The sequence below is a fragment of the Brevundimonas sp. BH3 genome, from assembly GCF_045345115.1.
GTDB lineage: Bacteria > Pseudomonadota > Alphaproteobacteria > Caulobacterales > Caulobacteraceae > Brevundimonas.
The window spans coordinates 590,123-615,712 of record NZ_CP150796.1; the positions used below are offsets into that span (position 1 = coordinate 590,123).

The 25,590-nt window shown below is 61.3% G+C and carries 27 protein-coding genes; 5 read left to right on the top strand and 22 right to left on the bottom strand.

Annotation, left to right across the window (positions count from 1 at the left end):
- Positions 1-8: 8 nt before the first annotated feature.
- The 11 genes from WEU32_RS02820 to WEU32_RS02870 all read right to left on the bottom strand — a co-directional run bounded on the left by WEU32_RS02820 (position 9) and on the right by WEU32_RS02870 (position 10,277).
- Positions 9-2,051: a TonB-dependent receptor gene (locus WEU32_RS02820; RefSeq protein WP_406852784.1), complete on the bottom strand. Its 2,043-nt coding sequence runs from the start codon at positions 2,049-2,051 to the stop codon at positions 9-11.
- A gap of 103 nt (positions 2,052-2,154) precedes the next feature.
- Positions 2,155-2,436 carry a hypothetical protein gene (locus WEU32_RS02825; protein WP_406852785.1) on the bottom strand — a complete coding sequence of 94 codons (282 nt, stop codon included), beginning with the start codon at positions 2,434-2,436 and terminating at the stop codon, positions 2,155-2,157.
- A 160-nt stretch (positions 2,437-2,596) separates the two neighbouring features.
- On the bottom strand, positions 2,597-3,481 hold the full coding sequence (locus tag WEU32_RS02830) for a hypothetical protein (RefSeq protein ID WP_312134968.1): 885 nt from the start codon (positions 3,479-3,481) through the stop codon (positions 2,597-2,599).
- 122 nt (positions 3,482-3,603) lie between these two features.
- On the bottom strand, positions 3,604-4,227 hold the full coding sequence (gene hisIE / locus WEU32_RS02835) for a bifunctional phosphoribosyl-AMP cyclohydrolase/phosphoribosyl-ATP diphosphatase HisIE (RefSeq protein ID WP_406852786.1): 624 nt from the start codon (positions 4,225-4,227) through the stop codon (positions 3,604-3,606).
- Positions 4,224-4,991, bottom strand: a complete 768-nt coding sequence (hisF, locus tag WEU32_RS02840; RefSeq protein ID WP_406852787.1) for an imidazole glycerol phosphate synthase subunit HisF — start codon at positions 4,989-4,991, stop codon at positions 4,224-4,226. Before hisF ends, hisIE begins: the two co-directional genes overlap by 4 nt.
- On the bottom strand, positions 4,988-5,719 hold the full coding sequence (hisA, locus tag WEU32_RS02845; protein ID WP_406852788.1) for a 1-(5-phosphoribosyl)-5-[(5-phosphoribosylamino)methylideneamino]imidazole-4-carboxamide isomerase: 732 nt from the start codon (positions 5,717-5,719) through the stop codon (positions 4,988-4,990). The genes hisF and hisA overlap by 4 nt, the downstream gene beginning before the upstream one ends.
- Positions 5,716-6,315 (bottom strand): imidazole glycerol phosphate synthase subunit HisH, encoded by a 600-nt coding sequence (hisH, locus tag WEU32_RS02850; protein ID WP_312134977.1) that lies wholly within the window; start codon positions 6,313-6,315, stop codon positions 5,716-5,718. Before hisH ends, hisA begins: the two co-directional genes overlap by 4 nt.
- Before the next feature lie 2 nt (positions 6,316-6,317).
- Entirely contained in the window at positions 6,318-7,742 is a 1,425-nt protein-coding gene (hisB, locus tag WEU32_RS02855; protein WP_406852789.1) for an imidazoleglycerol-phosphate dehydratase HisB, read from the bottom strand.
- Positions 7,739-9,046, bottom strand: coding sequence for a histidinol dehydrogenase (gene hisD / locus WEU32_RS02860; protein ID WP_406852790.1), 1,308 nt, complete (start codon positions 9,044-9,046; stop codon positions 7,739-7,741). Before hisD ends, hisB begins: the two co-directional genes overlap by 4 nt.
- The gene (gene hisG, locus WEU32_RS02865) at positions 9,046-9,927 is read right to left on the bottom strand and encodes an ATP phosphoribosyltransferase (RefSeq protein WP_406852791.1); all 882 of its coding nucleotides are present in this window, start codon (positions 9,925-9,927) and stop codon (positions 9,046-9,048) included. Before hisG ends, hisD begins: the two co-directional genes overlap by 1 nt.
- Before the next feature lie 23 nt (positions 9,928-9,950).
- Complete coding sequence (locus WEU32_RS02870; protein WP_406852792.1) at positions 9,951-10,277, bottom strand: YerC/YecD family TrpR-related protein; 327 nt, start codon at positions 10,275-10,277, stop codon at positions 9,951-9,953.
- Positions 10,278-10,451: 174 nt separating this feature from the next.
- Here WEU32_RS02870 and WEU32_RS02875 point away from each other — a divergent pair, with 174 nt between their 5' ends.
- Together WEU32_RS02875 and WEU32_RS02880 are read left to right on the top strand one after the other, a co-directional pair.
- Positions 10,452-12,719 (top strand): TonB-dependent receptor, encoded by a 2,268-nt coding sequence (locus WEU32_RS02875; RefSeq protein ID WP_406852793.1) that lies wholly within the window; start codon positions 10,452-10,454, stop codon positions 12,717-12,719.
- A gap of 84 nt (positions 12,720-12,803) precedes the next feature.
- Positions 12,804-13,481: a Fe2+-dependent dioxygenase gene (locus WEU32_RS02880; protein WP_406852794.1), complete on the top strand. Its 678-nt coding sequence runs from the start codon at positions 12,804-12,806 to the stop codon at positions 13,479-13,481.
- 4 nt (positions 13,482-13,485) lie between these two features.
- Here WEU32_RS02880 and WEU32_RS02885 read toward each other — a convergent pair whose 3' ends face one another.
- The 6 genes from WEU32_RS02885 to WEU32_RS02910 form a co-directional block, all read right to left on the bottom strand.
- Complete coding sequence (locus WEU32_RS02885; RefSeq protein ID WP_406852795.1) at positions 13,486-14,847, bottom strand: sulfite reductase subunit alpha; 1,362 nt, start codon at positions 14,845-14,847, stop codon at positions 13,486-13,488.
- Positions 14,848-14,872: 25 nt separating this feature from the next.
- Complete coding sequence (locus tag WEU32_RS02890) at positions 14,873-15,964, bottom strand: FAD:protein FMN transferase (protein WP_406852796.1); 1,092 nt, start codon at positions 15,962-15,964, stop codon at positions 14,873-14,875.
- A 2-nt stretch (positions 15,965-15,966) separates the two neighbouring features.
- Entirely contained in the window at positions 15,967-16,767 is an 801-nt protein-coding gene (locus tag WEU32_RS02895; protein ID WP_312134994.1) for a DUF4198 domain-containing protein, read from the bottom strand.
- Positions 16,768-16,778: 11 nt separating this feature from the next.
- Positions 16,779-17,291: a DUF2271 domain-containing protein gene (locus tag WEU32_RS02900; RefSeq protein ID WP_312134996.1), complete on the bottom strand. Its 513-nt coding sequence runs from the start codon at positions 17,289-17,291 to the stop codon at positions 16,779-16,781.
- Positions 17,292-17,304: 13 nt separating this feature from the next.
- Positions 17,305-17,916 carry a PepSY-associated TM helix domain-containing protein gene (locus tag WEU32_RS02905; RefSeq protein ID WP_406853486.1) on the bottom strand — a complete coding sequence of 204 codons (612 nt, stop codon included), beginning with the start codon at positions 17,914-17,916 and terminating at the stop codon, positions 17,305-17,307.
- 140 nt (positions 17,917-18,056) lie between these two features.
- Complete coding sequence (locus tag WEU32_RS02910; protein WP_406852797.1) at positions 18,057-19,442, bottom strand: glutamate ligase domain-containing protein; 1,386 nt, start codon at positions 19,440-19,442, stop codon at positions 18,057-18,059.
- 109 nt (positions 19,443-19,551) lie between these two features.
- Between WEU32_RS02910 and WEU32_RS02915 the strand changes: the two genes are divergently transcribed.
- Positions 19,552-20,388 carry an LD-carboxypeptidase gene (locus tag WEU32_RS02915; RefSeq protein ID WP_406852798.1) on the top strand — a complete coding sequence of 279 codons (837 nt, stop codon included), beginning with the start codon at positions 19,552-19,554 and terminating at the stop codon, positions 20,386-20,388.
- Between the two features lie 3 nt (positions 20,389-20,391).
- On the opposite strand, the gene WEU32_RS02920 is transcribed toward WEU32_RS02915, so the two are convergent.
- Entirely contained in the window at positions 20,392-20,901 is a 510-nt protein-coding gene (locus WEU32_RS02920) for a TIGR02281 family clan AA aspartic protease (RefSeq protein WP_312135002.1), read from the bottom strand.
- Between the two features lie 78 nt (positions 20,902-20,979).
- Entirely contained in the window at positions 20,980-21,189 is a 210-nt protein-coding gene (locus tag WEU32_RS02925) for a DUF1289 domain-containing protein (RefSeq protein WP_406852799.1), read from the bottom strand.
- A gap of 183 nt (positions 21,190-21,372) precedes the next feature.
- Here WEU32_RS02925 and WEU32_RS02930 point away from each other — a divergent pair, with 183 nt between their 5' ends.
- A complete protein-coding gene (locus tag WEU32_RS02930) occupies positions 21,373-21,531 on the top strand; it encodes a hypothetical protein (RefSeq protein ID WP_312135006.1) in 159 nt (52 codons plus the stop codon).
- 138 nt (positions 21,532-21,669) lie between these two features.
- Positions 21,670-22,467: a crotonase/enoyl-CoA hydratase family protein gene (locus WEU32_RS02935; RefSeq protein ID WP_406852800.1), complete on the top strand. Its 798-nt coding sequence runs from the start codon at positions 21,670-21,672 to the stop codon at positions 22,465-22,467.
- A gap of 65 nt (positions 22,468-22,532) precedes the next feature.
- On the opposite strand, the gene WEU32_RS02940 is transcribed toward WEU32_RS02935, so the two are convergent.
- The 3 genes from WEU32_RS02940 to WEU32_RS02950 are packed head-to-tail and all read right to left on the bottom strand — an operon-like array spanning position 22,533 to position 25,489.
- Positions 22,533-23,546, bottom strand: coding sequence for an HlyD family efflux transporter periplasmic adaptor subunit (locus WEU32_RS02940; RefSeq protein ID WP_406852801.1), 1,014 nt, complete (start codon positions 23,544-23,546; stop codon positions 22,533-22,535).
- Between the two features lie 24 nt (positions 23,547-23,570).
- Positions 23,571-24,320, bottom strand: coding sequence for an ABC transporter ATP-binding protein (locus tag WEU32_RS02945; protein ID WP_312135012.1), 750 nt, complete (start codon positions 24,318-24,320; stop codon positions 23,571-23,573).
- A complete protein-coding gene (locus tag WEU32_RS02950; RefSeq protein WP_312135014.1) occupies positions 24,317-25,489 on the bottom strand; it encodes an ABC transporter permease in 1,173 nt (390 codons plus the stop codon). Before WEU32_RS02950 ends, WEU32_RS02945 begins: the two co-directional genes overlap by 4 nt.
- Positions 25,490-25,590: the final 101 nt, after the last annotated feature.

The following is a 25,590-nucleotide window of genomic DNA, read 5'->3' on the forward strand; positions in this document are numbered from 1 at the left end:
TTTATGCCCTAATAGGTCAGGCGCACACCGGCCCGTACCGTGCGCGGGGCGGTATATCCGGCAATACCGGTGCCGGTCATCGCAGTCTCGATATCCTCGTCCAGCAGGTTGTCGGCGGCGATCCACAGGGCGGCATGGGACAAGACCTGCCACTGGGCGCGGGTGTCGATGGTCCATGCGGACTTGAGGGTGCGGCTGTTCAGATCATCGTCGAAGCGGGCGGATTCATAACGGGCATTGGCCGACAAGGAGAGGCTGGGTGTTATCTGCCAGTCCGCCCCGATATTGGCGCTCCATTTGGGGGCCTGTGCGGGACGAAGGCCGGTCAGTTGCGGGGCCAGCATACCGCCGTCCATTTCGGCATCCGTCCATGCCAGTGCGGCCTTGAGGCCAAGCGTGTCGCTGGCCTCATAACGGCCTGCCAGTTCCAGACCTGTGGCCGATACCGATCCGGCATTCTGGCGCTGGCGCAACACGCCGCCCGCCGGCACAAAGCCCGCACGCGGGAAGGTGCCCGGACCCTCGGCAAGGGTGACATTGACCACCACGTCGTCGATCATATTGCGGAACAGGGTGGCCGACAGGCTGTGGCGTTCGCCCCTATGGCCCCACTCCATTTCGAAGCCTTGCAGGGTTTCCGGTATCAGTCCCGCATTGGCTTCGGTCAGGTCGTTACCGACGCGGAACGGGCGGTGAAGCTCGTTGAGGGTGGCAGGGCGAAAACCGGAATAGGCCGAGGCGCGCAGCCAGCTATCGGCCCCCAAGGCGCGGCGAATACCCAAGCGGGCGCTGACGACCTTGTCGCTGCGGGCAGGGTCGGTTTCATCAAGCGTGATGGCCCCTGATTGTAGGTCATTTTCAAATCGGAAGCCGTTTTCATTCTTCCACTCATCGAGACGCAGGCCACCGGCTACGATCCACGGGCCATTATGCCATGAGGCATCGACATAGCCGCCAATGACCGAGGTTTCGCCGCCCGCCATGCGCCCGCGCGTAAAGATGCCGCCCATATAGCGGAACATTTCCTGCGTCTGGCCCTCGTTAAAACGGGCATCAAGACCAACCTCCCATTCCAGCAGGCCGTTCAGGTCCAGCGTGTTGCGAAGCGCGACATTGGCCCCGCGACCGCGGGCTGGGGTGCGGTATTGTTCATTGGCGGGGGTGACGGTGGTGCGGTCGGCCGAGACGGCACCGGAAGTGTTGAGCAGGTTGCTGTGGTTCTCCCACAACTGGATGCGCCAGGATGGTCCTTGGGTGGCCTGTTTGGACAAGGTTGCCGAAACGCTGTTTCCCGACGCATTGGCACGGTTGCGGCCAAGGCCCGATCCACGGTCTTCTTCCCAGCTGGCGGCCCGCAGCGACAAGCGGGTTTCGTCACCGACAGCATAGTCCAGACGACCGGACAGGCTTTCAAGCTTCAGGTCCATCGGCACATCGGCGGCACCGGCATCGGGGCCGCGTACGGGCACATAGCCGTCGCTGGTTTCGTGGTTACCGGACACGGTCAGCCCAAAACGGCCATGCTCAAATCGGGTGTTGGCGGCGGCGCGCAATCCACCACGGCTGGCCACCGACAGGTCGGCTATGCCCTGAGGACGGTCGCTTTCGCGTAAGGCAATCGTGCCCGTCAGGGCACCCGCGCCATAGGGGCCGGAGCCTGCGCCGCGCATGACATCAATGGCCTCAAGGCTTTCGGGCGTGATCTGACCCCAGATGATCCAGCCGCCAAAGGGATCATTGATCGGCACTCCATCCAGCGTCACCAAGGCGCGACCGGCTCCTGTGGGGGCAATGGCGCGAAGAGACAGGCCTTGGGTGGTCGGGTTGGCCGCCAGACTGTCTGCGCGCCGGAAAAGGGTAACGGCTGGGATCTGGCGCAGAGCCTGATCTATTCGCGACGTGGCGGTCAGATCCTCGCTATGGAGCGTAGTATTGTCAAAAGTGAGCTGGGCTATAGGCGGGCTCAGACGGGCAGCTGTGACAACGACGTCTGCGAGGCGGGTGAGTTCAGGAGACGGAGATTGCGGTGGTTGGGGGACATCAAACAGCACGCAAATACTCCATCAAACCCGGGGAGCGTCACAATAGACTTGGTAAGTCTAAAAGAAGAACCCCGCTGACAGTGCCAGCGGGGTTTTCCCAGATCACATCAGATTAGTGGCTGGGGGTTGACGGAGCGTCCTTTGCGCTATCGCGGATGGCGTCAGCTTTTTTCTCAGCGGCTTCACCCACAGCATCAGCCTGAGCATCCAGCGATTCCTGGGTGGCGTTTGATGCGGCGGCGTCAGCCTGATTTTCCAGCTGAGTCACAGCCACATCAGCCTGAGCCTCTACAGCATCCGCTTTGGCGTCTGCTTCTTTTTCAGCGGCATTCTGGCACGCGGCCAGACCGGTCATTGCGGCAACGGAAATAGCAGCCAGTACAATCTTACGCATTTTGAGCTCCTCCCAAAGGTTGTGGAGACTGACTAACGCGCAGTGTGCGGATTCAGTTCACGCATCCGTGAACTTTGATTGATCGATAATATGGACGGGAAAGAAAAACGCCCCGCATCTTAGTGATGCGAGGCGCATATTTTTTTTGAAAGATAGAAGCCTAGTTGATTTCTGAAACCGACAGGGTGCCTCTGGCCATCTGTCCACCAACGGTGCCGACCCAGATGTCGTATGTGCCGGTCTGGGCGCGGCGATAGGTAACACGCGGATCCAGATTGCCGTCGCTGTCGTCGTCACAGGTCCATTCACCATCCGGGCCGTTAATGAGCAGCACGGCGTCATCATCACTGACGAAGGTGAAAACAAGTGGAGCGCTGCGGTTGCCGGTATAGGTCACCGAATAGTCCGGTGCCGAGGACACCGAACCGGGACAGCTATCATCCACCGAGGAAATTGGCACGCTGCCACCGGCAACGATCTCGATATTGTGCGGATCGGGACGGAAACCGCTGCGCAGGGTCACGCCGCCAAAATTGGAATCAAGGCTCAGATCGATCTGGCCACCCGAAGCATAGGTACCTGAATCCGAGAGTTCCGAGATTTCCAGCGTGGCGCGGGCGCGTTCATTGCCATAGGTGCCGACCCAGATGTGATAGGTGCCGGATTGCGGGCGCGGGAAGGACAGTTCCGGGTTCAGGCCGTTGGTATCGTCGTCGCACTGCCACGAACCTTGCGGATCACGCACGACTAGCGTGGTGTCAGAGTCCGAAGTGGTGCGAATATAGAGCGGCATGTCGGTCGCCGAATAACGCAGCGCATAGTCCGGATTATTGCCGATCATACCGGTGCAGCGTCCGCCACCCAGTTCCCCGGCATCATTGGTGCCGCCAGCGGTGATTTGGACGGTATAAGGGTCGGGTGTAAAGCCGCCGCTCAGTCGGGTTTGACCGAAAACCGGCGTGCCACGCCAATCCTGAGCCTGAACGGTCGCTACCGGTGCGAGGACCAGGCAAGCGGCCAGTACAGGGCGGATGAATCGCGACATTGTGTGTCTCTCCAAGGACGAACGGGGCGTTCGCAGGGCGGTTGGAATATTCAGCGTCACTATAAAAAGCAAAGCACAGCCATGTTACCGCTGCGTGTATGACAGTTCGTTACCCCGAAGGGTTATTTTTCACGCGATTTCAGAACGTCGATGACATCCTTAAGTTTCATGCTGCGCGCCTGAAGCAGGACCAGCAGGTGGTAGATTAAATCCGCAGTTTCGCTGGCCACTTCCTCGTCGGGTCCGTCAACAGCAGCAAGCGCGGTTTCAACGCCTTCTTCGCCAACCTTTTGGGCGATGCGTTTGATGCCTTGCTGCATCAGGCGGGCGGTCCAGCTTTCTTGTGGATCGGCGGCGGCACGGACGGCAATCGTGCGTTCCAGTTTCGCCAGTTGCCCGACACCGGGGGCGACTTCATCGCCAAAGCAGGATGTGCGGTTCAGGTGGCAGGCATTGCCGACAGGGCGCACCTTGACCACGACCGCATCAGCGTCGCAGTCGGGCGTGACGGATACTACATTGAGGAAGTCGCCCGAGGTTTCACCCTTGCGCCAGCGACCGCCGCGCGACCGTGAAAAGAAGGTGGCCTGACCTCTTTCCAGTGTCTCGGCTAGGGCCGCCTCGTCCATATAGGCAAGGGTCAGGACCTGAAGCGTATCGGCATCTTGAACGATGGCGGGGATCAGACCGCCGCCCTTGGCAAAGTCGATGCTCTTGATGTCGAAATCGGTGATGATGGCGGTCATATCCGCACCTCTATGCCGTTGGCGTCCAGATAGGTTTTCAGGTCGGGAATGGCGATGGCCCCCGAGTGGAAGACGCTGGCGGCCAAAGCACCCGAAACATCGGCCTCTTGGAAGGCGCTGAGGAAATGCTCCATGGCACCGGCTCCACCAGAGGCTACCAACGGGATGGTCAGGCGCTCGCGTACGGCTGAAAGCTGGCTGATATCATAGCCTTTGCGCACGCCGTCCTGATCGATACAGTTCAGCACGATCTCTCCGGCCCCAAGACTTTGGGCTTCCAGAATCCAGTCCAGCGTTCGCTTGCCGGCACCTTGGCGGGCATCGGGATCGCCGGTGTATTTGTGGACCTTCCACTCGCCGTCCTGAAAGGCGCTGTCCACGCCGACAACAACGCACTGGCGACCCAGTACCCGCGCCATCTCGGTGATCAGTTCGGGGCGCTCCAGCGCCGGAGAGTTGATCGATACCTTGTCAGCCCCGTGGTCGAGGCAGCGCGAGGCCTGTTCGACGGTGCGGATACCGCCCGCGACGCAGAAGGGAATATCCAACAGGCGGGCAATGTCCTGCACCCATGAATAATCCAGCGTGCGGCCTTCGGGACTGGCGGTGATGTCGTAAAAGACCAACTCGTCCGCGCCCTCGTCACGATAGCGGGCGGCCAGTTCGGCGGCATCGCCCATATCGACGTGGCCCTCAAAGCGGACGCCTTTAACGACGCGGCCGTCTTTTACGTCGAGGCAGGGGATTATTCTGCGTGCGGTCATGCAACCGCTTTCAGGGCTTGGGCGACGGTAAAGTGGCCCTCATAGATGGCGCGACCGGTAATGGCTCCGTCGCAACCGATCGCCTTGGCTCTGGTCAGATCGTCAAGCGAGGCGACACCGCCTGAGGCCTGAATTTTCAGTTCGGGTCGACGGCGCAGGGCCTCGGTCAGTAGGTCAAGATTGGCACCGGTCAGGGCTCCGTCTCGGCTGACATCGGTCATCAGGACGTGGCGCAGATACTCGGACGGATAGCGGTCTAGCACGGTCCAGAGATCGACACCGGCTGACTGGGTCCAGCCCTTGAGGGCAGGCACGGGAATATCGTCCTCGTATTTGACATCAAGGGCGAGCGTGATGGCTTCGGGGCCGAACTGGTCCAGCCAGGCCAGAACCTGATCCGACTGGGTGACGGCCAAAGAGCCGACCACGACGCGACTGACACCGGCATCCAGAAGACGCTTGATATCATCTTCGGTGCGTACACCACCGCCGCACTGAATATTGATGTCCACGGCGCTGGCCATCTCTCCAACCAGTTCATACTGGCGGGCGGCACCGGCCTTGGCCCCGTCCAGATCGACGATATGGACCCATTGCGCGCCCTCGGCAGCAAAACTGGCAAGGCGGCTGGCAGGATTGTCGTCGTAACGGGTGACCTGATCGAAATCGCCGTGCATCAGGCGCACCGCAAAACCGTCTTTCAGGTCGATGGCGGGATAGATGATCATGCGGGCAACTCGAGGAAGTTTTTCAAGATACGGGCACCGGTCTTGGTCGAGCGTTCGGGGTGAAACTGGCAGCCCCAGCGGTTGGCGCTGTTGACGACAGCGGGGACGGTCTGGCCGTAATCGGCATAGGCGACGGTGGCATTGCCATCGGGGCAGACGAAGCTGTGAACGAAATAAACCCATTCACCAGCCTTCACGCCCTCCATTAGCGGATCGTCGCGACGGATGTTCAGGCGGCTCCAGCCCATATGGGGCGAGGGGCGCGAAGGGCCGGGAATGACGGGGGTGACGCGACCGTCGATCAGGCCCAGCATATCGGCCCCGCCGTCTTCGTCGGAGGTTTCGAACAGCAGTTGCTGGCCTAGGCAGACACCGAGCAACGGGCGCTCGAAAGCTCGCAGAGGCTCGATCAGACCCAGCGCCGATAGCTGCTTCATGGCATAACCTGCCGCCCCTACGCCCGGCAGGATGACACGCTCGGCCTCGGGGATGTCGGCAGGGTCATCTGTCACACGCACCCGCGCTCCCAGACGCTCAAGCGCGAACCGCACCGAGGCGATATTACCTGCGCCATAACCGATCAGGGTGACATTCATGGCTATAGCACACCCTTGGTCGAGGGAATGGCGTCGCCTTCGACCTTGATGGCCTGACGCAGCGCGCGGCCAAAGCCCTTATAGCAGGCCTCGGTCTTGTGGTGGTCGTCGGTGCCGGTGACCTTGATGTGGACGGCGGCACCGAGGTGTTCGGCCATGGAACGGAAGACGTGGGCGGTCATGTCGGTGCGATAGTCACCCAGATAGGGCGTATCGAACGTGCCTTCGAAAACAGGGAAGGGACGGCCCGACAGGTCGATGGAAACAACCGCATTGGCTTCGTCCATCGGCAGGACAAAGCCGTAACGCTGGATGCCCTTGCGCTCGCCCAGTGCCTGTTTCAGGGCCTGACCCAGAGCAATGGCGCTGTCCTCGATGGTGTGGTGCGGATCGGTGTGCAGATCGCCCTCGCATTTGAGACGCAGCGAGAAGCCACCGTGAGCGGCGATCTGTTCGAGCATGTGGTCAAAGAAGCCGACGCCGGTTTCGATTTTGACTGGCCCTGTTTCATCAAGGTTTACCGCGCAGACGATACGGGTTTCCTTGGTGTCGCGTACCGACTGACCGGTGCGGGCAGGGCGGGCGCTGGAGGGCATCAGTCCAAAGGCTGCCAGAAGGCGGTCATTGACTTCGGGCTTGAGCGCGACCGGAAGGCGCAGGCGCTCTTCGGACACATCGGCACTGATGCCGTATGTTTTCAACGCGGCCAGAGCGCTGTCGATATCGGCGGGTCGGGCGATGATGATCGGGCCGATGCCGTTATCGACGGGCATGAGGCGCGACAGCTCGCGCACGAGGCGTTCGCGTTCACGGCGGACCGTGGCGATACGCTCATGGCTTTCCAGCATCCGCGACGGGTCCAGCACCTGCTGCGCCAGCTTCACCAGCGGGGCGGGCAGGGCATAGGGTTCCAGCACGCTTTCAAGGCGGGCGAGGATTTGCGGTTGGGCAATGGCGGCCCCGACACGCGCACCGGCCAGACCATGGGCCAGTGACAGACTGCGCAGCACGACGAGGTTGGGTGTGTCTTTAATGACCGTGACGGCCGAGGTGGCCTCGGAAAACTCGATCATGCCCTCGTCCACCACTAGCAGGGAGGGAGCGACGCGGGCAGCCATTTCGGTGATGGCCTCAAGTGATCCGACGGCGCGCGCGATAACGGCCATTGCATCGCCCTTGGCTGGATAGATGGCCGACAGGCGCAAGTAAGGCTCGGCCTTGGGGGCCTCGACCGAGCCACCGTCACGGGCCGCCAGGCGCCACACCAGTTCCAGCGCGTGGGTCAGGCCGCGAACAGGCAGGACCTGCTCGGGATCGACGCCATAGATATCGGCCATGCGTGCCGCCAGAGCCGCAGGACTGGCCGGATAGGTGTCCAGACCCTCGGCACCCGAGACGAGCGGAGGAAAGGGGGCGGGCAGGCTCATTCTTCACACCTGTAATCTGCGGCGCGGGCGTGGGCTTCCAACCCTTCGAGACGGGCAAGGCGTGCGGCCACGGGGGCAAGGGTGTATGCGCCTTCCTCGTTGACATATTGCACCGACATCGAGGTCATGAAGCTGGCGGTGGTGATACCGCCAAGGGCGCGGGCGCTGCCATCAGTGGGCAGGACGTGGCTGGGACCGGCGGCGTAATCGCCGAGGGTTTCTGCGGCCCATGCACCGACGAAAATGGCACCGGCAGCTTCGATCCCGTCTACCAGATCACCGGCATCCTCGGTTTGCAGGGCAAGGTGTTCGGGGGCGTAGAGGTTGATGGCCTCCAGTATCGCCTCGCGGTCACGGGCAAGGATGCCGCGGGCATTGGCCAGCGAGGCGCGGGCAATCTCTGCGCGGGGCAGGGTGGTGATCTGGTCTTCGACCTCTTCGATAATGGCGTTGAGGGCGGATTTGGATGTGGCGACCAGAATGACCTGTGCGTCGGTATCGTGTTCGGCCTGACCCAGAAGGTCGGCGGCGGCGATGATCGGATCGGCGGCGCTATCGGCCACCACCATCAGTTCGGACGGACCGGCGGGCATGTCGATGGCTGGACCGGAAGGCAGGGCAGCGGCCTGTTTTTTGGCCTCGGCCACATAGGCATTGCCCGGCCCGAACAGCTTGTCGCAGCGCGGAATGATGCCATCTGCCAGTTCGACGCCATAGGTCATGGCGGCGATGGCCTGTGCGCCGCCCATGGCCCAGATGGCCTCAAGGCCCGCCTCGGCGGCAGCAATAATCATGGCGGGGTGGACGCCTCCATCCTTGGAGGGCGGGGTCACGACGATGCGGGTGGCCACACCGGCCACCTGCGCCGGGATGGCCTGCATCAACAGGGACGAGAACAGGGGGGCGGTGCCACCCGGAACATAGATGCCTGCCGTCTTGATAGCGCGCCATGCCAGCTTGGAGCGCACGCCTTTGGTGGTTTCGATCAGGTCTGTATCCGACGGCTTGGTCGCCTGATGGAAGACGCGGATATTCTCGGCGGCCATGCGGATCGCGCGGGTATCGGCAGGGGCCAGCAGATCGCGGGCGGCGTTCAGCGTCTCGATATTGATCACGATGCGACGCGGCGGGGCACCGTCCAGCTTGAGGCACCAGTCGGTTACGGCGGCACCACCGCGTGCGGCGACGTCATCCATGATCTGGCGCACCACATCCGTCACATCGGCGGCGACGCGGTTGGCCGGACGGGCCAGTGCCTCGCGCTTTTGGGCGGCATCCAGTTGGGACCATTCAAACGTCTTCATCACATCATCTTCTCAATGGGCAGGACAAGGATGGCCGAGGCCCCGACGGCCTTCAGCTTTTCCAGCGTTTCCCAGAATACAGCTTCCTGACACACGGCGTGAAGCGCCACGGCATCATCACGACCCGCCAGCGGCATAATCGTGGGCGATCCAGCCCCCGGCAGGATGGCGATGATGTCGTCCAGTGCGGCACGCGGGGCGTTCATCATCACATATTTCGCACCCGAGGAGGCGATAACGCCGCTCATGCGCTCCATGATGCTGTCCAGCAGATCGGCCAGTTCCGCCTCGGGCGGTGTGGGTGACTTGATCAGGACGGCCTGCGATTCAAACACGGTGTCGCGGGCCACGAGGCCGTTGGCTTCCAGCGTGGCACCGGTCGAAACCAGATCGCAGATACCGGTCGCCAGCTTCATGCGCGGGGCAACCTCGACGGCACCGCGCATTAGCACCACATCGGCCTTGACCCCTTCACCCGCCAGATATCGCTTCAGGATATTGGGATAGGAGGTGGCAATGCGCTGGCCTTGCAGCGACTGCGGACCCTGCCAGTCGATGCCCGGCAAGGTGGCCAGTTTCAGCGTGCAGCGGCCAAAGCCCAGCGGCATGACCACTTCGGCATTGGGGCCGCCATTACGGCCTTCTTCGAGGACGTTCTCGCCGACAATGCCCAGATCGCACACGCCATCGGCGACGAAAGTGGGGATGTCGTCATCGCGCACGCGGATCAGGTCGATGGGATAGTTCTCGACGCGGTAAAGCAGTTCGTTGTGACCCTTGACCCATTTCAGGCCCGCATCGCGGATGAGGTCCAGCGAGCGGTCGGCCAGACGGCCGGATTTCTGAATGGCGATACGGAGCCGACCTTGTGCGGTGCTCATGGGGTTACTCTTTCGGGTAGAATTCAGTCAGCGGACGAAAGGCGATCAAGGGCGATGCGATAGCCTTGATGCGGCATGTCCTTCAGGTAGCGGGCCACGCGGACAACGGTGGTGGGGCTGGCCTCGGCTTCGGCGGCAATCTCGCGATAGGACTTGCCGCCTCCGTCCAGCAAACGGGCCACCTGCCAGCGCTCGGTAAAGGCCCGTAGCTCCGCCGGTGTGCAAAGGTCGGCCAGAAAGGCCTCCATTTCCTCGGGCGACTGCATGGACAGTAAGGCCTCCAGAAGGGCCGCGCGGGCGGTGTCCTTTGGGGCGGGTGTCGAGGCAGGGCGTGAGGGCTGTGTCGTCATGAGTGTTCCACTATGCTGTAACAGTGGAACGGTCAAGGGGGCAGAACGGATCGGGTGCGACAAATTTGCACACCTTTTAAGCGTGATAATGAGAACGGTTATCATTCGACTTGCGACAGTCTGACGCAGCCTATATGCAAGCGCTTCTCATTTTTACATCAAGGGCTGAACCCGATGTCCGATACCCGAGCCTTGGCACTGAAGGCGCTTTTCCTGGCTGGCGGAGCCGCCGGTGTGCTGGCCGCAGCACCCGTCATGGCCGAAGACATCGCGCCCCTGCCCGAAGCGCAGGACAGCACCAATCTCGGTACTATCGATGTTAACGGTCACAAGGCCCGTCGCGAGCCGTCGGGTAACAAGTTCGTTGCGCCGCTGGTGGATACGCCGCGCGCTGTGACCGTGATTCCGCAACAGGTGATCGAGCAGACGGCAGCCATGTCGCTGCAGGATATTCTGGCCAACTCGCCGGGCATCACGCTGGGCGCAGGCGAAGGTGGCCAGCCGCTGGCCGACCGTCCGGTCATCCGTGGTCAGGCCTCGGGCAACAACATCTTTGTCGACGGTCTGCGTGATGCAGGTGGCCAGCAGCGCGAACTGTTCAATCTTGAACAGGTAGAAGTCGTGAAGGGTCCTGATGCGGTCTATGCGGGCCGTGGCTCGGGCGGTGGCAGCATCAATCTGGCCACCAAGCAGCCGCGCCTGACCACCTTTACCAACGCTTCGATCGGTGCGGGAACGGACGGCTATCTGCGCGGTACGGTGGACGGCAATTATCGCGTTGGCGAGAATGCGGCCCTGCGTTTGAACATCATGGGTGCCCAAGGCGACGTGCCGGGCCGTGATACGGTTGATTACGACAAGTGGGGCGTGGCCGCAGCCTTTGCGGCGGGCCTTGGCACCGACACCACCTTTACGGCCAGCTATTACCATCTGACGTCCAACCAGATGCCGGACTATGGCCTGCCGCTATTCACTAAGACCAATGTGCGCGATGACGAAAGTGGTATTCTGGATGTGCCGCGCGACGCCTTCTATGGCCTGAAGGACCGCGACTATCTGGAAAATACGGTCGATACCTTCTCGGCCATCTTTACCCACGATTTCAGCGACACGCTGCGTATCCGCAATGTCAGCCGCTATTCGCAAACCCTGAACGACTATGTCGTCACCAATCCCGGCGACGGCGGCAATGTCACCAATGGTGGCGTGGCCAATGTGGACGGCGTCTGGTGGATGAAGCGCGGGACCAAGTCGCGCTGGAATCCGGCTGAAACCATTGCCAATGTGACCGACCTGACCGGCAGCTTTGACACCGGTTCGATCCGCCACAACTTCAATGCCGGTGTGGAACTGTCGCGCGAAAAGAACCGCAACGCCTCCTATACGGTGGTCACGACATCGGGCGCGGCCTGTCCGGCACCGCTGACGGGCATGGATTGCACGCCGCTTTATGCACCGAACACTTCGGATAGCTGGTCCGGCACCATCACGCGCGGACCCGTCAGCCGCAACACGACCGACACTCTGGCCCTGTATGCGTTCGATGCGATCAACCTGACCGACAAGCTGATCCTGAATCTGGGCATCCGTTACGATGACTATTCGGTTGAAGGTGTGGATGCCATTGTGCCGCGTGGCGGTGGTGAAACCACCTATGAAGCGCGTCAGGGCGACTGGACCTTCACAAACTATCAGGCCGGTCTGGTTTACAAGCCGACGCAGAACTCCAGCATCTATGCTTCGTGGTCTACGTCTTCGACCCCGCCGACCATTTCGGCAGGTGACCAGAACACCGGCAGTGGCATTGGTTCGGGCAATCTGTCCGACCGTCTGCTGGAGCCGGAAGAAACCGAGAGCTTCGAGATCGGGGCCAAGGCCAATCTGTTTGACCAGAAGCTGTCTCTGGGTATTGCTGCCTTCCAGCTGACCCGTGAAAACGCCCAGATCCTGACGGCACCGAATGTGTACGCACAGGCGGGCGAGGTCGAGGTGAAGGGTGTCGAACTGTCGGCAGCCGGTAACATCACCGACAAGTGGCAGGTGTTCGGTGGTTATACCTGGATGGATTCCGAACTGACCAAGGGCGCTTACAACAGCACCGTGGTTGGCGAGTCCCTTGCCAATACGCCGGAACATTCGGCCAGCCTGTTCACCACCTATCGTCTGCTGTCCAAGCTGACTGTCGGAGGCGGCGTCTATTATGTGTCCAAGTCGTGGGGGGGTAATCAGGGCGGTGCCGGTGGTGGTAACAACCGCGTCTATGCGCCGGAATATACCCGCGTGGACCTGATGGGCACCTATGACATCAATGATACGGCGTCGGTGACGCTGAACGTCAAGAATGTCGGCGACGAGCGCTACATCATGCGCACCAACGGCGTACACCACGCCGATGTGGCACCGGGCCGTCAGGCTTTGCTGACGCTGAACCTGCGTTACTGATCGCGGTCTTGAAAACCGAAACTTATGGCCCTCTCACCTTTGCGGTGGCAGGGTCATTTGCATCTTTCCTAGGATTGATCCGACATGCTGCTGCACATTCCTGCTGTCTTCACCAAGGACGAAGTGGCGCGTTTGCGCTCGGTTCTGGATGCGGGGCCGTGGGCGGATGGCAATATGACCTCTGGCCACCAGTCGGCGACGGCCAAGCAGAACCGGCAACTGCCCGAAGACTGTGCCGAGGCGAAAGAGATGTCGGCACTGGTGACACAGGCGCTCTATGCCCATCCGATGTTCATGTCGGCGGCCCTGCCGCACACCCTGTTTCCGCCGCTGTTCAACCGTTACGAGGGCGGGGACACTTTTGGTCTGCATGTCGATAATGCCATTCGCCAGCGCGGCAATATGCGTATCCGCAGTGACCTGTCGGCCACCCTGTTTCTGAGCGAGCCGGAAGATTATGACGGCGGCGAACTGGTGATCGAAGAGATGTATGGCGAGCAGAGCGTCAGACTGCCCGCCGGTGACATGGTGCTGTATCCGTCAAAAAGCCTGCACCGTGTCACGCCCGTGACGCGCGGCGCACGGGTATCCAGCTTCATGTGGCTGCAGAGCCTGATCCGCGACGATGCCGACCGCGAGAGCCTGTTCCGCATGGATGTGGCGATCCAGCGTCTGAACATCGAGCGTGGTCCGAAAGATCAGGCTGTGATCGAGCTAACGGGCGTTTATCACAATCTGCTTCGGCGCTGGTCCGAGGTCTAAGGCCTTAATAGACGTCGCGTCGGTAATAGCCGCTGTCGGTTAGGCCATTCAGTATGTCCTCGCCCAGCGCCACTTCGAGGGCCGCGTGGACGCCCTGCGACATGCCTTCCAGACTGCCGCAGACAAAGATCGTCGCCCCTTCTTCGACCATGCGGACGATCTCGCGGGCATTTTCCGACACCAGATGCTGGACGTAGCGGCCATCGCTTTCGTCACGCGACCATGCGCGGTCCAGTCGGGTCAGGCGCTTGTCGGCCAGCATTTGCTGAAGCTCGACGTCGAACAGGGCATCGTGTGCCTCAGTGCGTTCGCCGTACAGCAGCCACGTGGGGGCCTGTCCGGTGCGGGTTTTCAGATGGGCGCGAAGCCCCGCAATGCCGGTGCCGTTGCCGATCAGGATCGCGGTGGATTGCGGTGAGACCGGACGGAAGGCGGGGTTACTGCGGACCCGCATTTCCACTTCGCCGCCCATTTTCAGGGTTTGGATCATCCAGCCGGAACCGGCCCCAAAGCCGCCATCGGGCAGGGTGGCCAGACGCACGCAAAGTTCCAGACTGCCGTCCTGTGGCAGGCTGGCAATGGAATACTCGCGGTGCAGATCGGGGGCGTCACCTGCAACCGGAATCACTATTTCTGCAATGTCTCCGGCCTGCCAGTTCGGGCTGTGGCCCTTGGGCGTAAAGCGTAAGTGCCATGCCTCGCCGCCGGGGCTGCCGAGGTTCATCAAGGTGCGCTCGGCCAGTATCCACGGATCATAGGCGGGCGGTGCCCAGTCATGATCGGTGGTCGAGCCGGTCAGGGCCGACAGGTGGTGCTGCCAGTGGTGGATGTCTTCGATGCGGCCATTATCGACCTCGATCCGCTCGAAGATGGGGCTGGCCTTGCTGGCGGCCAGCCAGTGGTCCAGCGCGCGGCCAAAGGCGCAGTAATGCTCATAGCTGCTGTCACCCAGTGCCAGTACGGCATAGGACAGATGCGACAGGGCCATGGGCTGACCCATATGCCGACGCAGGAAGCCCGAAGCATTGTCAGGTGCATCGCCTTCGCCCGTGGTCGAGGCGATGAACAGGATGCGGCGGGCAACCGACAGGGTATCGGCGTCCAGTTCGCTGAGCGCGATGACACGCGCCGCCACACCGGCATCGGTCAGGGCCGAGGCGGTCTTTTCTGCCAGTTCCGAGGCCAGACCTGTCTGGCTGCCATAGGCGACCAGCACGGTGTGGGCCGCACCGGATTTCAGCTCTTCGGAGCGGGCCTTCTTGGTGCGAGCCAGCTTGCGGGACTTGGCAAAGGCCCAGCCTGCATGGGCCAGCCACAGGGCGGTCAGGCCACCGGCCCACATCCAGTTGCTAAGATCGGAAGTCACAGTCATGCGGTCACAAACAAAGGTCTTACTGGTCGGGCGAAGCGGTCGCTTCGTCGTCCATCATGGCGGCATAGGCCGGGGTATAGGCTTCGCGAAGGCCGTCTTCGGTGCGGATCAGGAAATGGGCGCACAGGTTCATGGCGCGGGCCAAATCAAGGCCGTCATTGGGACCAAGAACGGTCAGCGCCGTCGCCAGAGCATCGGCGCGCATGGCCGAAGCCTCGAATACGGTGACCTGTGCCACGCCGTTATTGACCGGATAGCCGGTCGAGCCGTCGATCGTGTGGCTATAGTTTTTACCATTGTGGCTAAAGCTTTTGCGCCAGTCGCCGGATGTGGCCACGGCCAGATCATATAGGGCGCAGACGGTGCGCGGGGCAGGGCTGTTCTCGACGGTTTCGATCTCGACCCACCATGGCTGGGCATCGGGTTTGACGCCGCGCCCTTTCAACTCGCCACCGATCTCTACCAGATGCGAGGTGGCCCCGAGACGGGTCAGGAGGTCGGAAATCCGGTCGACAGCATGGCCCTTGGCGATGCCGGAAAAGTCCAGCTTCATATTGCCCGCTTGCAGCGCCGAGCGTTCGTCGCGGTTCAGGCGCAGGCGGTTCCAGCCACTGACCTTCAGGGCCTCGGCAATATCGGTTTCTAACGGGACGGGGAGGAGCGACGGGCGCGGACCCTGCGGGCCAAAGCCCCACAGATCGACAAGGGCACCCAGTGTAGGATCAACCGCACCGTTCACATCGTCGGCAAGGTCGAGCGAGGCGGTCAGAAGCGACCAGAATTGTTCGGATAACGGCACAAAGCCGGTATCGGCATTATTGAAGCGCGAGATTTCGCTGTGGTCTACCCACGGGCTGAACAGGGCAATCACCGTGTCCAGTTCGGCCTCGATGGCGGCGCGGAAGGTTTGAAGGTCCGAGGCTGGCGGTGGCACAAAGCGCACCTGCCAGCTCGTCCCCATGCTCAGCCCGTCCAGCGACCAGACCATGTCGCTGGGCGGGCGTTCAGGACCGCCCTCTACCGGTGGGATCAACACGCGGTTCTCGCCGAAATCATTGGCGACTGGATCGCCGATAATGACAGGCGAGGGGGCGGAACTGGAGCGTTTCATACTTACGGCAGGACTTCGATCGTGCCGTTATAGGAGGCATTGGTGCCCGGCTGGCCATTGGCACCCTCCGAGCGGACCGAAGCGCCGATCCAGTGCAGACCGGCACCCGACCATGCGACCGAGAAGGTACCGTCAGCAGCGGTCTTGACGGTGACTTCTTCAGGGTTGCTGCGATAGCGGATGCCTTCGCGGGCGATGGTGACATCCACACCGGCAGCCGGTTGACCGTTCAGCAGCAGTTTGAAGGTCGAGGTTTCACCCTCGGCCGCATCGTTCGGGTGGGTGACGGGGATCAGTTCCAGACCTTGGTTGGTCGGAGCCAGCGCCGTATCATTCGGGTTGCCCAGCGTCACAAAGGTTTCGGTGCGCGAGGCGGTACGGGTCGGCACCACATTGGTGGCGTCAGCCGGAATGGCGGTGGCGAACTCGGCCTCGGTGCCACGGAAGCGCTTACGCTCGCCGCCCTGTTCGTACATGGCCATAAAGCCCTGTGCGACATTGGCGATGCGGTAGGTGCCTTCCTGCTTCAGTTCGATATCGAACATGGAGCGGTAGCGGCCCTGTGCGCTGTTCTGTGCTTGCAGCTTGGTGCCGTCCGGTGCGGTGATGTCGAGGCCCGACAGGCGCATGGCGGCATGGTCGGGATGGAAGACGATGTTGGACATGCCGGCATCAAAGCCGACCCATGCATCATTGCCCGACAGGACGGTGGCCGTCGGGGCCATCCATGCGCGGTGAGCCTGAGCGGCCATCGGGGCGGCCAGAGCGGCCGTCAGGGCCAGAAAGGCGAGGGTCTTTTTCATGAAACTGATCCTTAGCGGGTGACGTTGACGCGCACAGCGCCGAGTTCGGAAGAGCCGGAGCCGTTGGCCGTGTTCGGGCCGCCCCAGCGGAAGGGAACGCGGACGATCTCGCGACCGCCCAGCTCACGCGCGGCCTCGACCGCAATCACATAGTTGCCGGGGGCCAGATTACGCAGGCGTGCGGCAGGCACAGTGACCGTATGGCGACCCGGAGCCTTGGTTGGGCCGGAAACGCCGTCGGCCGGAAGCTGCATGGCGCGACCGCCCTTGCGCCACCATGTGCGCATATCCTTCAGCCAGTCCTTGCCATCGCCCTCGGCATTGCGGGTCTGTTGATACCAGACGGCGAGGCTGCGGTTCAGGGACTGGTCGGGGTTCTCGATCCACACAGCCACATAGGGGCGGTGGTAGGAGGCCGTGTTCAGGCGCGGAACGTCCACAGTCACCGACAGGTCGGCGGCCAGTGCCGGAGCGGCAGCGGCCGTCATGGCGGCGGTGGTCAGGACGAGAGGAAGCTTACGCATAGGAGGATGCTCGTCAGTGGATAAAGATAAGGGCGATAACGACAGGAATAAGCAGTCCCAGACCTACCAGTGGCCATGAGGACGGGCGGCTGCGGGCATGCAGCCAGACAAGCGCAAGGCCGGTCAGGGTGAAGATCACACAGGCGACGGCAAACACATCGATGAACCAGAACCACACCGTGCCACTGTTACGGCCCTTGTGCAGGTCGTTCAGATACGAGATCGCGCCGCGCGTGGTCTTTTCATAGACGACTTCACCTGAGGTGCGGTCCATCGTCATCCATGCATCGCCACCCGGCATGGGCAGGGCGACATAGATTTCTTCCGCCGTGGTTTCGGTCGGCTTGTCGGCGATGTTGACGCTCAGAATCTCGGAAGCCCAACGCACCATATAGTCGGGCACCGGATCGGTGGTTTCCTCGGGAAACTCTGCGAGGCGCCGGACCAGAGGGGTCGGGATTTGCGCCAGGGTTTCCTTGACCACCGGGGTCGAGGGAATGCTGGCGGCGTGGTTCAGCGTAATGCCGGTAATAGCAAACAGCATCATGCCGACAAGGCTGATGGCCGCTGAAATCCAGTGCCATGTATGAAGCTGTTTCAGCCAGAACGAACGACGCGCGTTCATAGCCGCCGCAGGGCGGGCTTCGGCAGTCTCGGACGGGGAGGCAACATTGTTCACAAAATGGCTGTGCCATAAATTGAGAACGATTTGCAATACCAAAAGAGCGCCAGCGTTACTATGTTCGCTGATGTGGGTGGGAAACCTTAAATCCGGTCCAGAATATCGCGCGCAAAAACAGACAAGGTGTCGTCGCGGGCACCCATGACCAGAATGCGGTCACCGCCTTGGGCCAGTTCTACAATGCGGTTGCCGCAGTCTTCGCGGGTTTCCAGCGCTTCGGCGGTTTGGCCGCGCTGGCGGACGCCTTCGGCAATGTCTTCGGAGGTGACGCTGCGGTCGGTGGTGCCGCCATAATAGACGGGCTGCGGCATCAGAAGGACGTCACCGTTCTTCATCAGCGAGGCAAAGGTGTCGATGAACTCGGCCTTCATCAGCTTCAGCGGGCCAAAGCCGTGCGGCTGGAACATGATGATCAGGCGACCTGCATAGCTGTGCAGGGTATTCAGCGTGGCCGAGATCTTGTCGGGGTTATGGGCAAAATCGTCGATGACGGTGATGCTGTTCTTGGTGCCGACGGTTTCCAGACGGCGACGGATGCCCTCGAAGCTTTCCAGCGCCTTGGCGGCATCGGCCACATCAAGGCCCAGCGCCTTGACGGCGGCGATGGCGGCCAGAGCATTGGCGATGTTGTGAGCGCCCGGAACCTTGAGGCGTAATGTGTCGGTATGGCCCTGATCGATCAGGTCGAAGCGGATACCGTCGGCCAGTGGCTCGATGTTGCGGGCATGTAGATCGGCGGCGGGATTGTGCAGCGAGAAGGTCAGGACCGGCTTGCCGGACAGACGGGCGGCCAAGGCGGCGCTTTCATTATTGTCGAGGTTCAGCACGGCAGCCTTGGCACGCCCGACGAAGCCGCCGAACAGGTCGCGCAGTTCCTCCATCGACTTGTGGTCGAGCGAGATGTTGGAGACGACGGCGACCGTGGCGTCATAGCGGGCAATAGAGCCATCGGACTCATCGACCTCGGCGGCGAAGACCTCGGGGCTGCCGATGAGGGCCGAGGCAAAGGGGTGATCCTCGGTGGCGAAATTCTTCATCACAGCGCCGTTCACGACGGTCGGTTGACGGTCCAGTTGATGCAAGATCCAGGCGATCATGCCGGTAATGGTGGACTTGCCGCTGGTGCCTGCCACACCGATCGAGGTCGGGGCGGTATTGAACAACTGGCTCAGCATTTGCGGGCGGGTGATGATGGTGGCACCCACGGCCTTGGCGGCAGCGATATCGGGCACTGTGTCCTCGATGGCACCCGAGGCGACAACGATCTGGTTTGGCGAGATCACGCCCGAACCGTCCTGAGCGAACAGGGCCACACCATGTGCGCGAAGCCAGTCGAACTTTTCAGGGGTACGTCCCTGATCCAGCGAGCGGTCCGAACCGGCGATGCGATGGCCTTGCGATTGTACGATCAGGGCCAGCGGCATCATGCCGGATCCACCGATGCCACAGAAATAGTAGTCTTTAATCATGGGCCTGATCTTGACGCAGGAGGTCGGGAGTTGTCCGGTGCCTGACTAGCACGCAAGACGCTTTGCGCCACCCCAGAACACCATTCCCGTTGACGAGATCCGACAGACCATGACGACCAAAGCTTTCCGTATCGGTGTGGTCAATGCCAGCTCGCGACTTGATCCAGTGCGCGGACAGGCGATTGCGGACTGGGCGGCGCGTCTATGGCCTGCGGGCGAGGTGGAACTGGTGATGCATCCGTCGCTCTATGAGGTGCATGGCCATTTTGGCGGTGATGACGCCACACGGGCGGCGGCTTTTGTGGACTGGGCCAATGATCCCGATCTCGATGCCGTCTGGTTTGCGCGCGGGGGCTATGGCGCATGCCGGATTGCCGAGGCGGTGATCCCGCAGTTGAACGAACACGCCCGCGCCAAGCGCTATATGGGCTATTCGGATGCCGGAACCTTGCTGGCGGCCTTGTACAAGGCGGGCATTGGTCAGGTGGCACACGGGCCGATGGCGGCAGATGGCTCGCGCAATGACGAAACGGGTTTGCGGGCGGTGAACTGGCTGCGAACTGGCGATGCGTCTTCGCTGGAAGGCAATCTGGCGAGTGATCCGCGCCCTGCTGTGGCGTTTAATCTGACCATTCTGAATGAGCTGGTGGGCACGGCGGTCGAGCCGGACCTGTCGGGTCATGTCATTATGCTGGAAGAGGTTTCCGAGGCGCTTTATCGTGTGGACAGGATGATGTTCCACCTGACGGGGCAGGCCTCGATCCGCAAGTGCGCGGGTATCCGCATGGGGCGCGTGTCGGACGTTACCGAGAATGATCCCGACTTCGGTATGACGGCGGTGGAAATCGCCCGCTACTGGTGCGAGCGTTCGGGCATTGCCTATCTGGGGGAGGCCGATATCGGCCATGACCGCAATAACAAGGTGGTACCGTTTGGCGCGCGCTAGGGGTTAACCCTTCAGGACGATGCCATCGGGGCGGGCCTCGAAGGCGGACAGGCGACCAAGGAAACTCATCCCCAGAAGCGGCGCGGGCAGGTCGCGATCAACCACAACGGCCTCGACATTCTTCATTTGCACACCGGCGATGGCGATATCGCGCAGAACGACGGGGGCCGCACGAACCGGCCCTGCGGCTGTTGTCAGGGTTTGCGAAAAATCGCTGTCGTGCGGGATGACGCCCAGCTTGCGGGCGTCGTGACGGCTGAGTGTGACCAGGCTTGCACCGGTGTCGACCAGCATACGCATGGACCGGCCTTCGATGGCGGCCTCGGCCCAGTAGTGGCCGTCGGCTGCGCGCAACACGGCGGGCGCAGCAATGGGCGTCAGCGAGGACGAGCGCAGCGCGACGGGGCTTTGTGGCTCGGCGCTATAGGCCAGATGCAAGGCACCGACGCAGGCCAGCGAAGTGGCTACTGCGGCGATAAAGATTGTGATAGAGCGCGTGTCGAAGCGGATCATGAGCTGATCCTGCCACCTTGGGGTTCTTTTGGTGTGAACCGACGTGGCGAACAAAAGGTTTACGCGGGAACCTTGTTCTTAGCGCAGTTTTGGATGGATGCGTTCAATACGGGAGGGTAGCTCCAGCATCAATTGCTGGCGGCGCTGTTCTCCCATCCGGCTCCACTCCGCAATCTCGCCCAAGGTACGGTAACAGCCGAGGCATAAGCCGGAAGACCCATCGACTGTGCAGACCATGATGCAGGGACTTGTTATCGAACGCGGGGGCGCGGGGCACTTATCGGGCATGCTCTCTTCTATTCTGAACTGCTTTTATGACAAGGGTGCGACAGATGCTCTGATCTCTGAGCATAATTGTTGACTTTCTCAACCTTTAGTCTATATAGGACCCATTACACGAACTGACTTCACAGGGTGAGAGTCCCAAAAAGCAAGCGTGTTTTCTTTCTCGTTCAACTGAAAGGAAACGCTATGAACGACAAGAACCGTAAACTCCAACACGCCATGATGTCCTTTGCCCTTTTTGGCGGCATGCTGGTGAACACAAAGAATGTGAATGGCGCAGGTGATCGCGTGATCAGCCATCCGTCCAACTTTGTGCCGATCAAGTTGAATAAGGCGCGCGCGTAGACGCGAGACCTGTTTGGCTTAAATATCGAACCCCGGTCAGAACGGCCGGGGTTTTTTGCATTTTAGGGTCCTGTGGCTTGATGCCGGGCAGGGAAGGGTTGAAAGAACCCGTCGTCATTCTTTCCTTGCGGAGTTCCCATGGCCCTGATTACCGAGACGCGCGAAGGCTCTGTCGTTATCTGGACGTTTAGCCGCCCGGAGCGTTTAAACGCCTTGCCGGACCTGACCGATGGCGACGAGATGGCCAATGCCTGCGAGCGCGTCAATGCCGACCCCGGCGTGTCGTGCGTAGTGCTGACGGGCGAAGGGCGTGCCTTTTCGGCAGGGGGCGATCTTAAGGCCATGAAGGAACGTCGCGACCTGTTCGAAGGCTCGGGCGCGGCTATTCGCGAGCGTTATCGCCGTGTCGTACATCGTATTGTGCGGGCGCTTTATGGGCTGGAGGTGCCGTTGGTGACGGCGGTGAACGGTCCGGCCATGGGCTTGGGCTGTGACATTGCGGGCCTTGGCGATATCCGCATTGCTTCAGACCGAGCCAGTTTCGGTATTCCGTTTATGAAGCTGGGCATTATTCCGGGCGATGGCGGCTCGTGGCTACTTCCGCGCAATATTGGTTATAACCGTGCGGCGGAGATGCTGTTCACGGCTCGATCGATCGATGCAGCAACGGCGGACAAGTGGGGTCTGGTCAATCGCGTGGTGCCGCATGATAACCTGATGGAAGAAGCCATGACGACCGCTCGCCAGATTGCGGGCCAGCCGCCCCAGGCCGTGCGTATGGGCAAGTCATTGTTGCGTCAGGGGCGTGATACCAATTTCGATCAGATGCTGGAAATGAGTGCCGCTATGCAGGCATTGGCTCATCTGACCGAGGATCATATCGAGGGCGTGACAGCGGTTTTGGAAAAGCGCCCCGCTTCGTTTGAGGGCCGCTGATCGAAGATCACCGTGTAAGAAAAAAGCCCGCCTTAATGGCGGGCTTTTTGATTGTAGTTAGTCGCTTAGCGACGGGCTGGGGTCTGCATGGCGCGATTGGCAGGAACGCCGATTGCAGGTTCGCGCTTGGCACCGGCAGTCTCGCCCGGCTTCATGAACTTCACCAGCACGCGCTGACCGATCAGCAGTGGGGCGTCACCGACGTCTACGACCACCTCAACGACGCGCTCGTCAGTGCGTTGTGAGGGGTCATCCGAAGCCAGCTTACGGGCCCCGAAGACGGCGGCACGGCGCAGAACCTTGCCGATATAGACCTTGGAGGGATCACCTTCCGGCGTAACTTCGACCTGTTGATCGGCGGCAACATTGGGAATGTCGGCCTCGACGATTTCAGCACGGGCGATACGCGGGGCTTTCGGCTCAAGGTCGAACATGTTCGACACGTTCAGGGTCGAGGCACCGGCCCCCGGATTGGCATAGCGGCGCACGATACGGCCATCGGCAGGCGCACGGATGACCGTCATTTCAACATTATAGGCGGCCTGATCGCGACGCGCGCGGGCCGTATCGACGGATGCCTGTTGGGCGCTCATACGCGCACGGGCCGAAGCCACAGCATCGCGGGCTTGGTCAAGACGCTGGGCCGCAACGAAATTGGTTGCCGCCAATTGCTGCATGCGGGCCAGCTCACGTTCGGCAGCACTAATGTCGACTTGAATCTGACGAAGCTGGCTCTGGGCGCTGGCCAGATCGGCATTGGCGGTTTGCAGTTGCAGGCGCGGTTCGTCGTCTTCCTGACGGGCCAAAACCTGGCCGGAGGTGACCATGTCGCCTTCCTGAACCAGAACATCGCGCACAACGCCGCCGCGACGGGCTGCGATCTGGATGATGCCGCCCTCAACGTCGATCTTGCCGTTGGCAATCGCCGCATAGGGGCTTTCGATTTTCTTTTCTTTTTGAGCGGCTTCTTCAGCTTTTTTGGTGGCGCTGGCCTTCTGGAAGGAGCTGAAGCCGACGACGAGTACGATCAGCAGCACGAGGCCGATCCAGAGCCATTTGTTTTTTAGGAAAGCGGGCATGTGGGATGTCCTTGAGGATCGGGGTTAGTGCGAGGCCAGAACGGCGTCGGGATTAGGGATGCGGCGTTGATCATCAATGATCACACCGTCCTCGATATGGATGACTCGGTCGGCCCAAGCTTCGAGGCGCGGATCGTGGGTCACGCAGATTACGGCCGCACCATGTTCGGTGGCGGCACGGCGCAAAAGCTTGATGACCACCTGTCCGTTTTCGCCGTCCAGTGCCGAGGTCGGCTCGTCCGCGAACAGGATTTGCGGGTCTTTGGCGAGGGCGCGGGCAATAGCGACGCGCTGTTTCTCGCCGCCCGACAGGGCTGCGGGGCGCTGATGCAGGCGGTGGCCAAGGCCGACTTCTTCGAGAGCAAGCGTAGCGCGTTTTTTGGCCTGATCGGGCGTCAGTCCCTGAAACTTCAGGACGGTGGTGACCTGTTGCAGGGCGCTGAGCGACGGGAACAGGTTGAAGCCCTGAAAGATAAAGCCACAGTGATCCAGACGGAACTTGTCGATCTTGCCCGAAGACAGTTTCCACATGTCGTCAACATCAAGCGCATCGACGCGGCCTTCTTCGGGCCTCAAAAGGCCGGACAAGGCGGCGATCAGGGTCGATTTACCCGAACCGGACGGGCCCATGACCATGGTCAGGTCGCCGTGACGGGCGTCGAAACTTACGCCTTTTAGCACTTCCACATAGGATTTGCCGGACTTGAACCGTTTGACCAGACCCTTGGCCTCGATGGCGAACTCGCCGTGTTTTCCGTGAACTTTAGTGGTCATCGCAGCAGGTCCGCAGGTTGGCTCTTCTTCAGAATGCCCATCGACAGGAAGCCTGACAGCATGGCGATGGCGATAAGGCCGCCGCCCACCACGATCAGCAGCGGCAGAGGCAGGGCGATGATAACGGCATTGGCCATGGCAAATAGCGAAACCAGCCAGGTCAGGAAGATGGCGGCACCAACGCCGACCACACCCACCCAGAAGCTTAGCTCCATGACGATACGGCGCAGGCTGCCCATGCCGACGCCAAGCGCGCGCAACGAAGCGAATTCCTTGATATTGGCCATGATGGCGCCGCGCAGGGTCTGCCAGGTAATGGCCACTCCGATGATGACACCCAGCACAACACAGCCGCCGATGATAATGACCAGAATACCTTCTTCGAACATGGCACCGGCATTGGCATCGGCCAGTTCCTGACGGGTCCACGCCTTCCACTGGCCATTGCCGGCCGTGTTCAACTGGGCGGCAACGATTGAGGCCTGTGACGGATCGCGTAGCTTGACCATCAGAGGCCCGACACGCGGACCTGTATCGGCCTGACCGACCATACGCAGTGTGTCGCGTGACATGACGACACCCGGCTGCATCATGTTGGGATACCCACGGGTCACGCCGACGACCGTGACAGTCTGGCCGTTATAAAGGGCCTTGTCGCCCAGCTTGACACCAAGCGTTTTCAGCGCGGTTTCATCGACCGCCACCGTATAGGGTTGGCGCAGGGCATCGACCAGTTCTTGCGAATAGTCGGTCGGGATGGTGACGGAACCGGGGGTTGTGTCGATGATACTGGACTGAACGAATTTTTGACGCGGGGCCCCCTGTTTGGCGCGATCGGCCTGACTGCGTGTCGGATCCACTTCCTTGATGGACTGGAATGTGCCGCCAGCACCATCCAGCGGCTGCACCTCGACAACGGCCGGATGGTTATAGGCCAGCGGGATAAAGCGGCGGGGCACACCCGATGGCCCGCCAATCAGGCTTTTGGCACCGGGCTGCATGATTATGATATCGGCAGCTGAGCGCTCGATCTGGGCCGTGAAGCCCTTGCCTATACCGATGAAGACACCGGTCATGGCCAGCACCAACAGACCTGACAGGGCCAGAGCCATAACGGCGGCCATATATCTGCGCCACTCGAAGAGCAGCGTGGACAGCGCAAGCGACATTTCAGAACGACCCTCGTAATATGGGAATGTTCTGGAGGCTGGTTGTCGCAAGGCCAAGTTAAATCGGGGTAAGACTGTGACTTTCCTCGGGCACGGCTTGG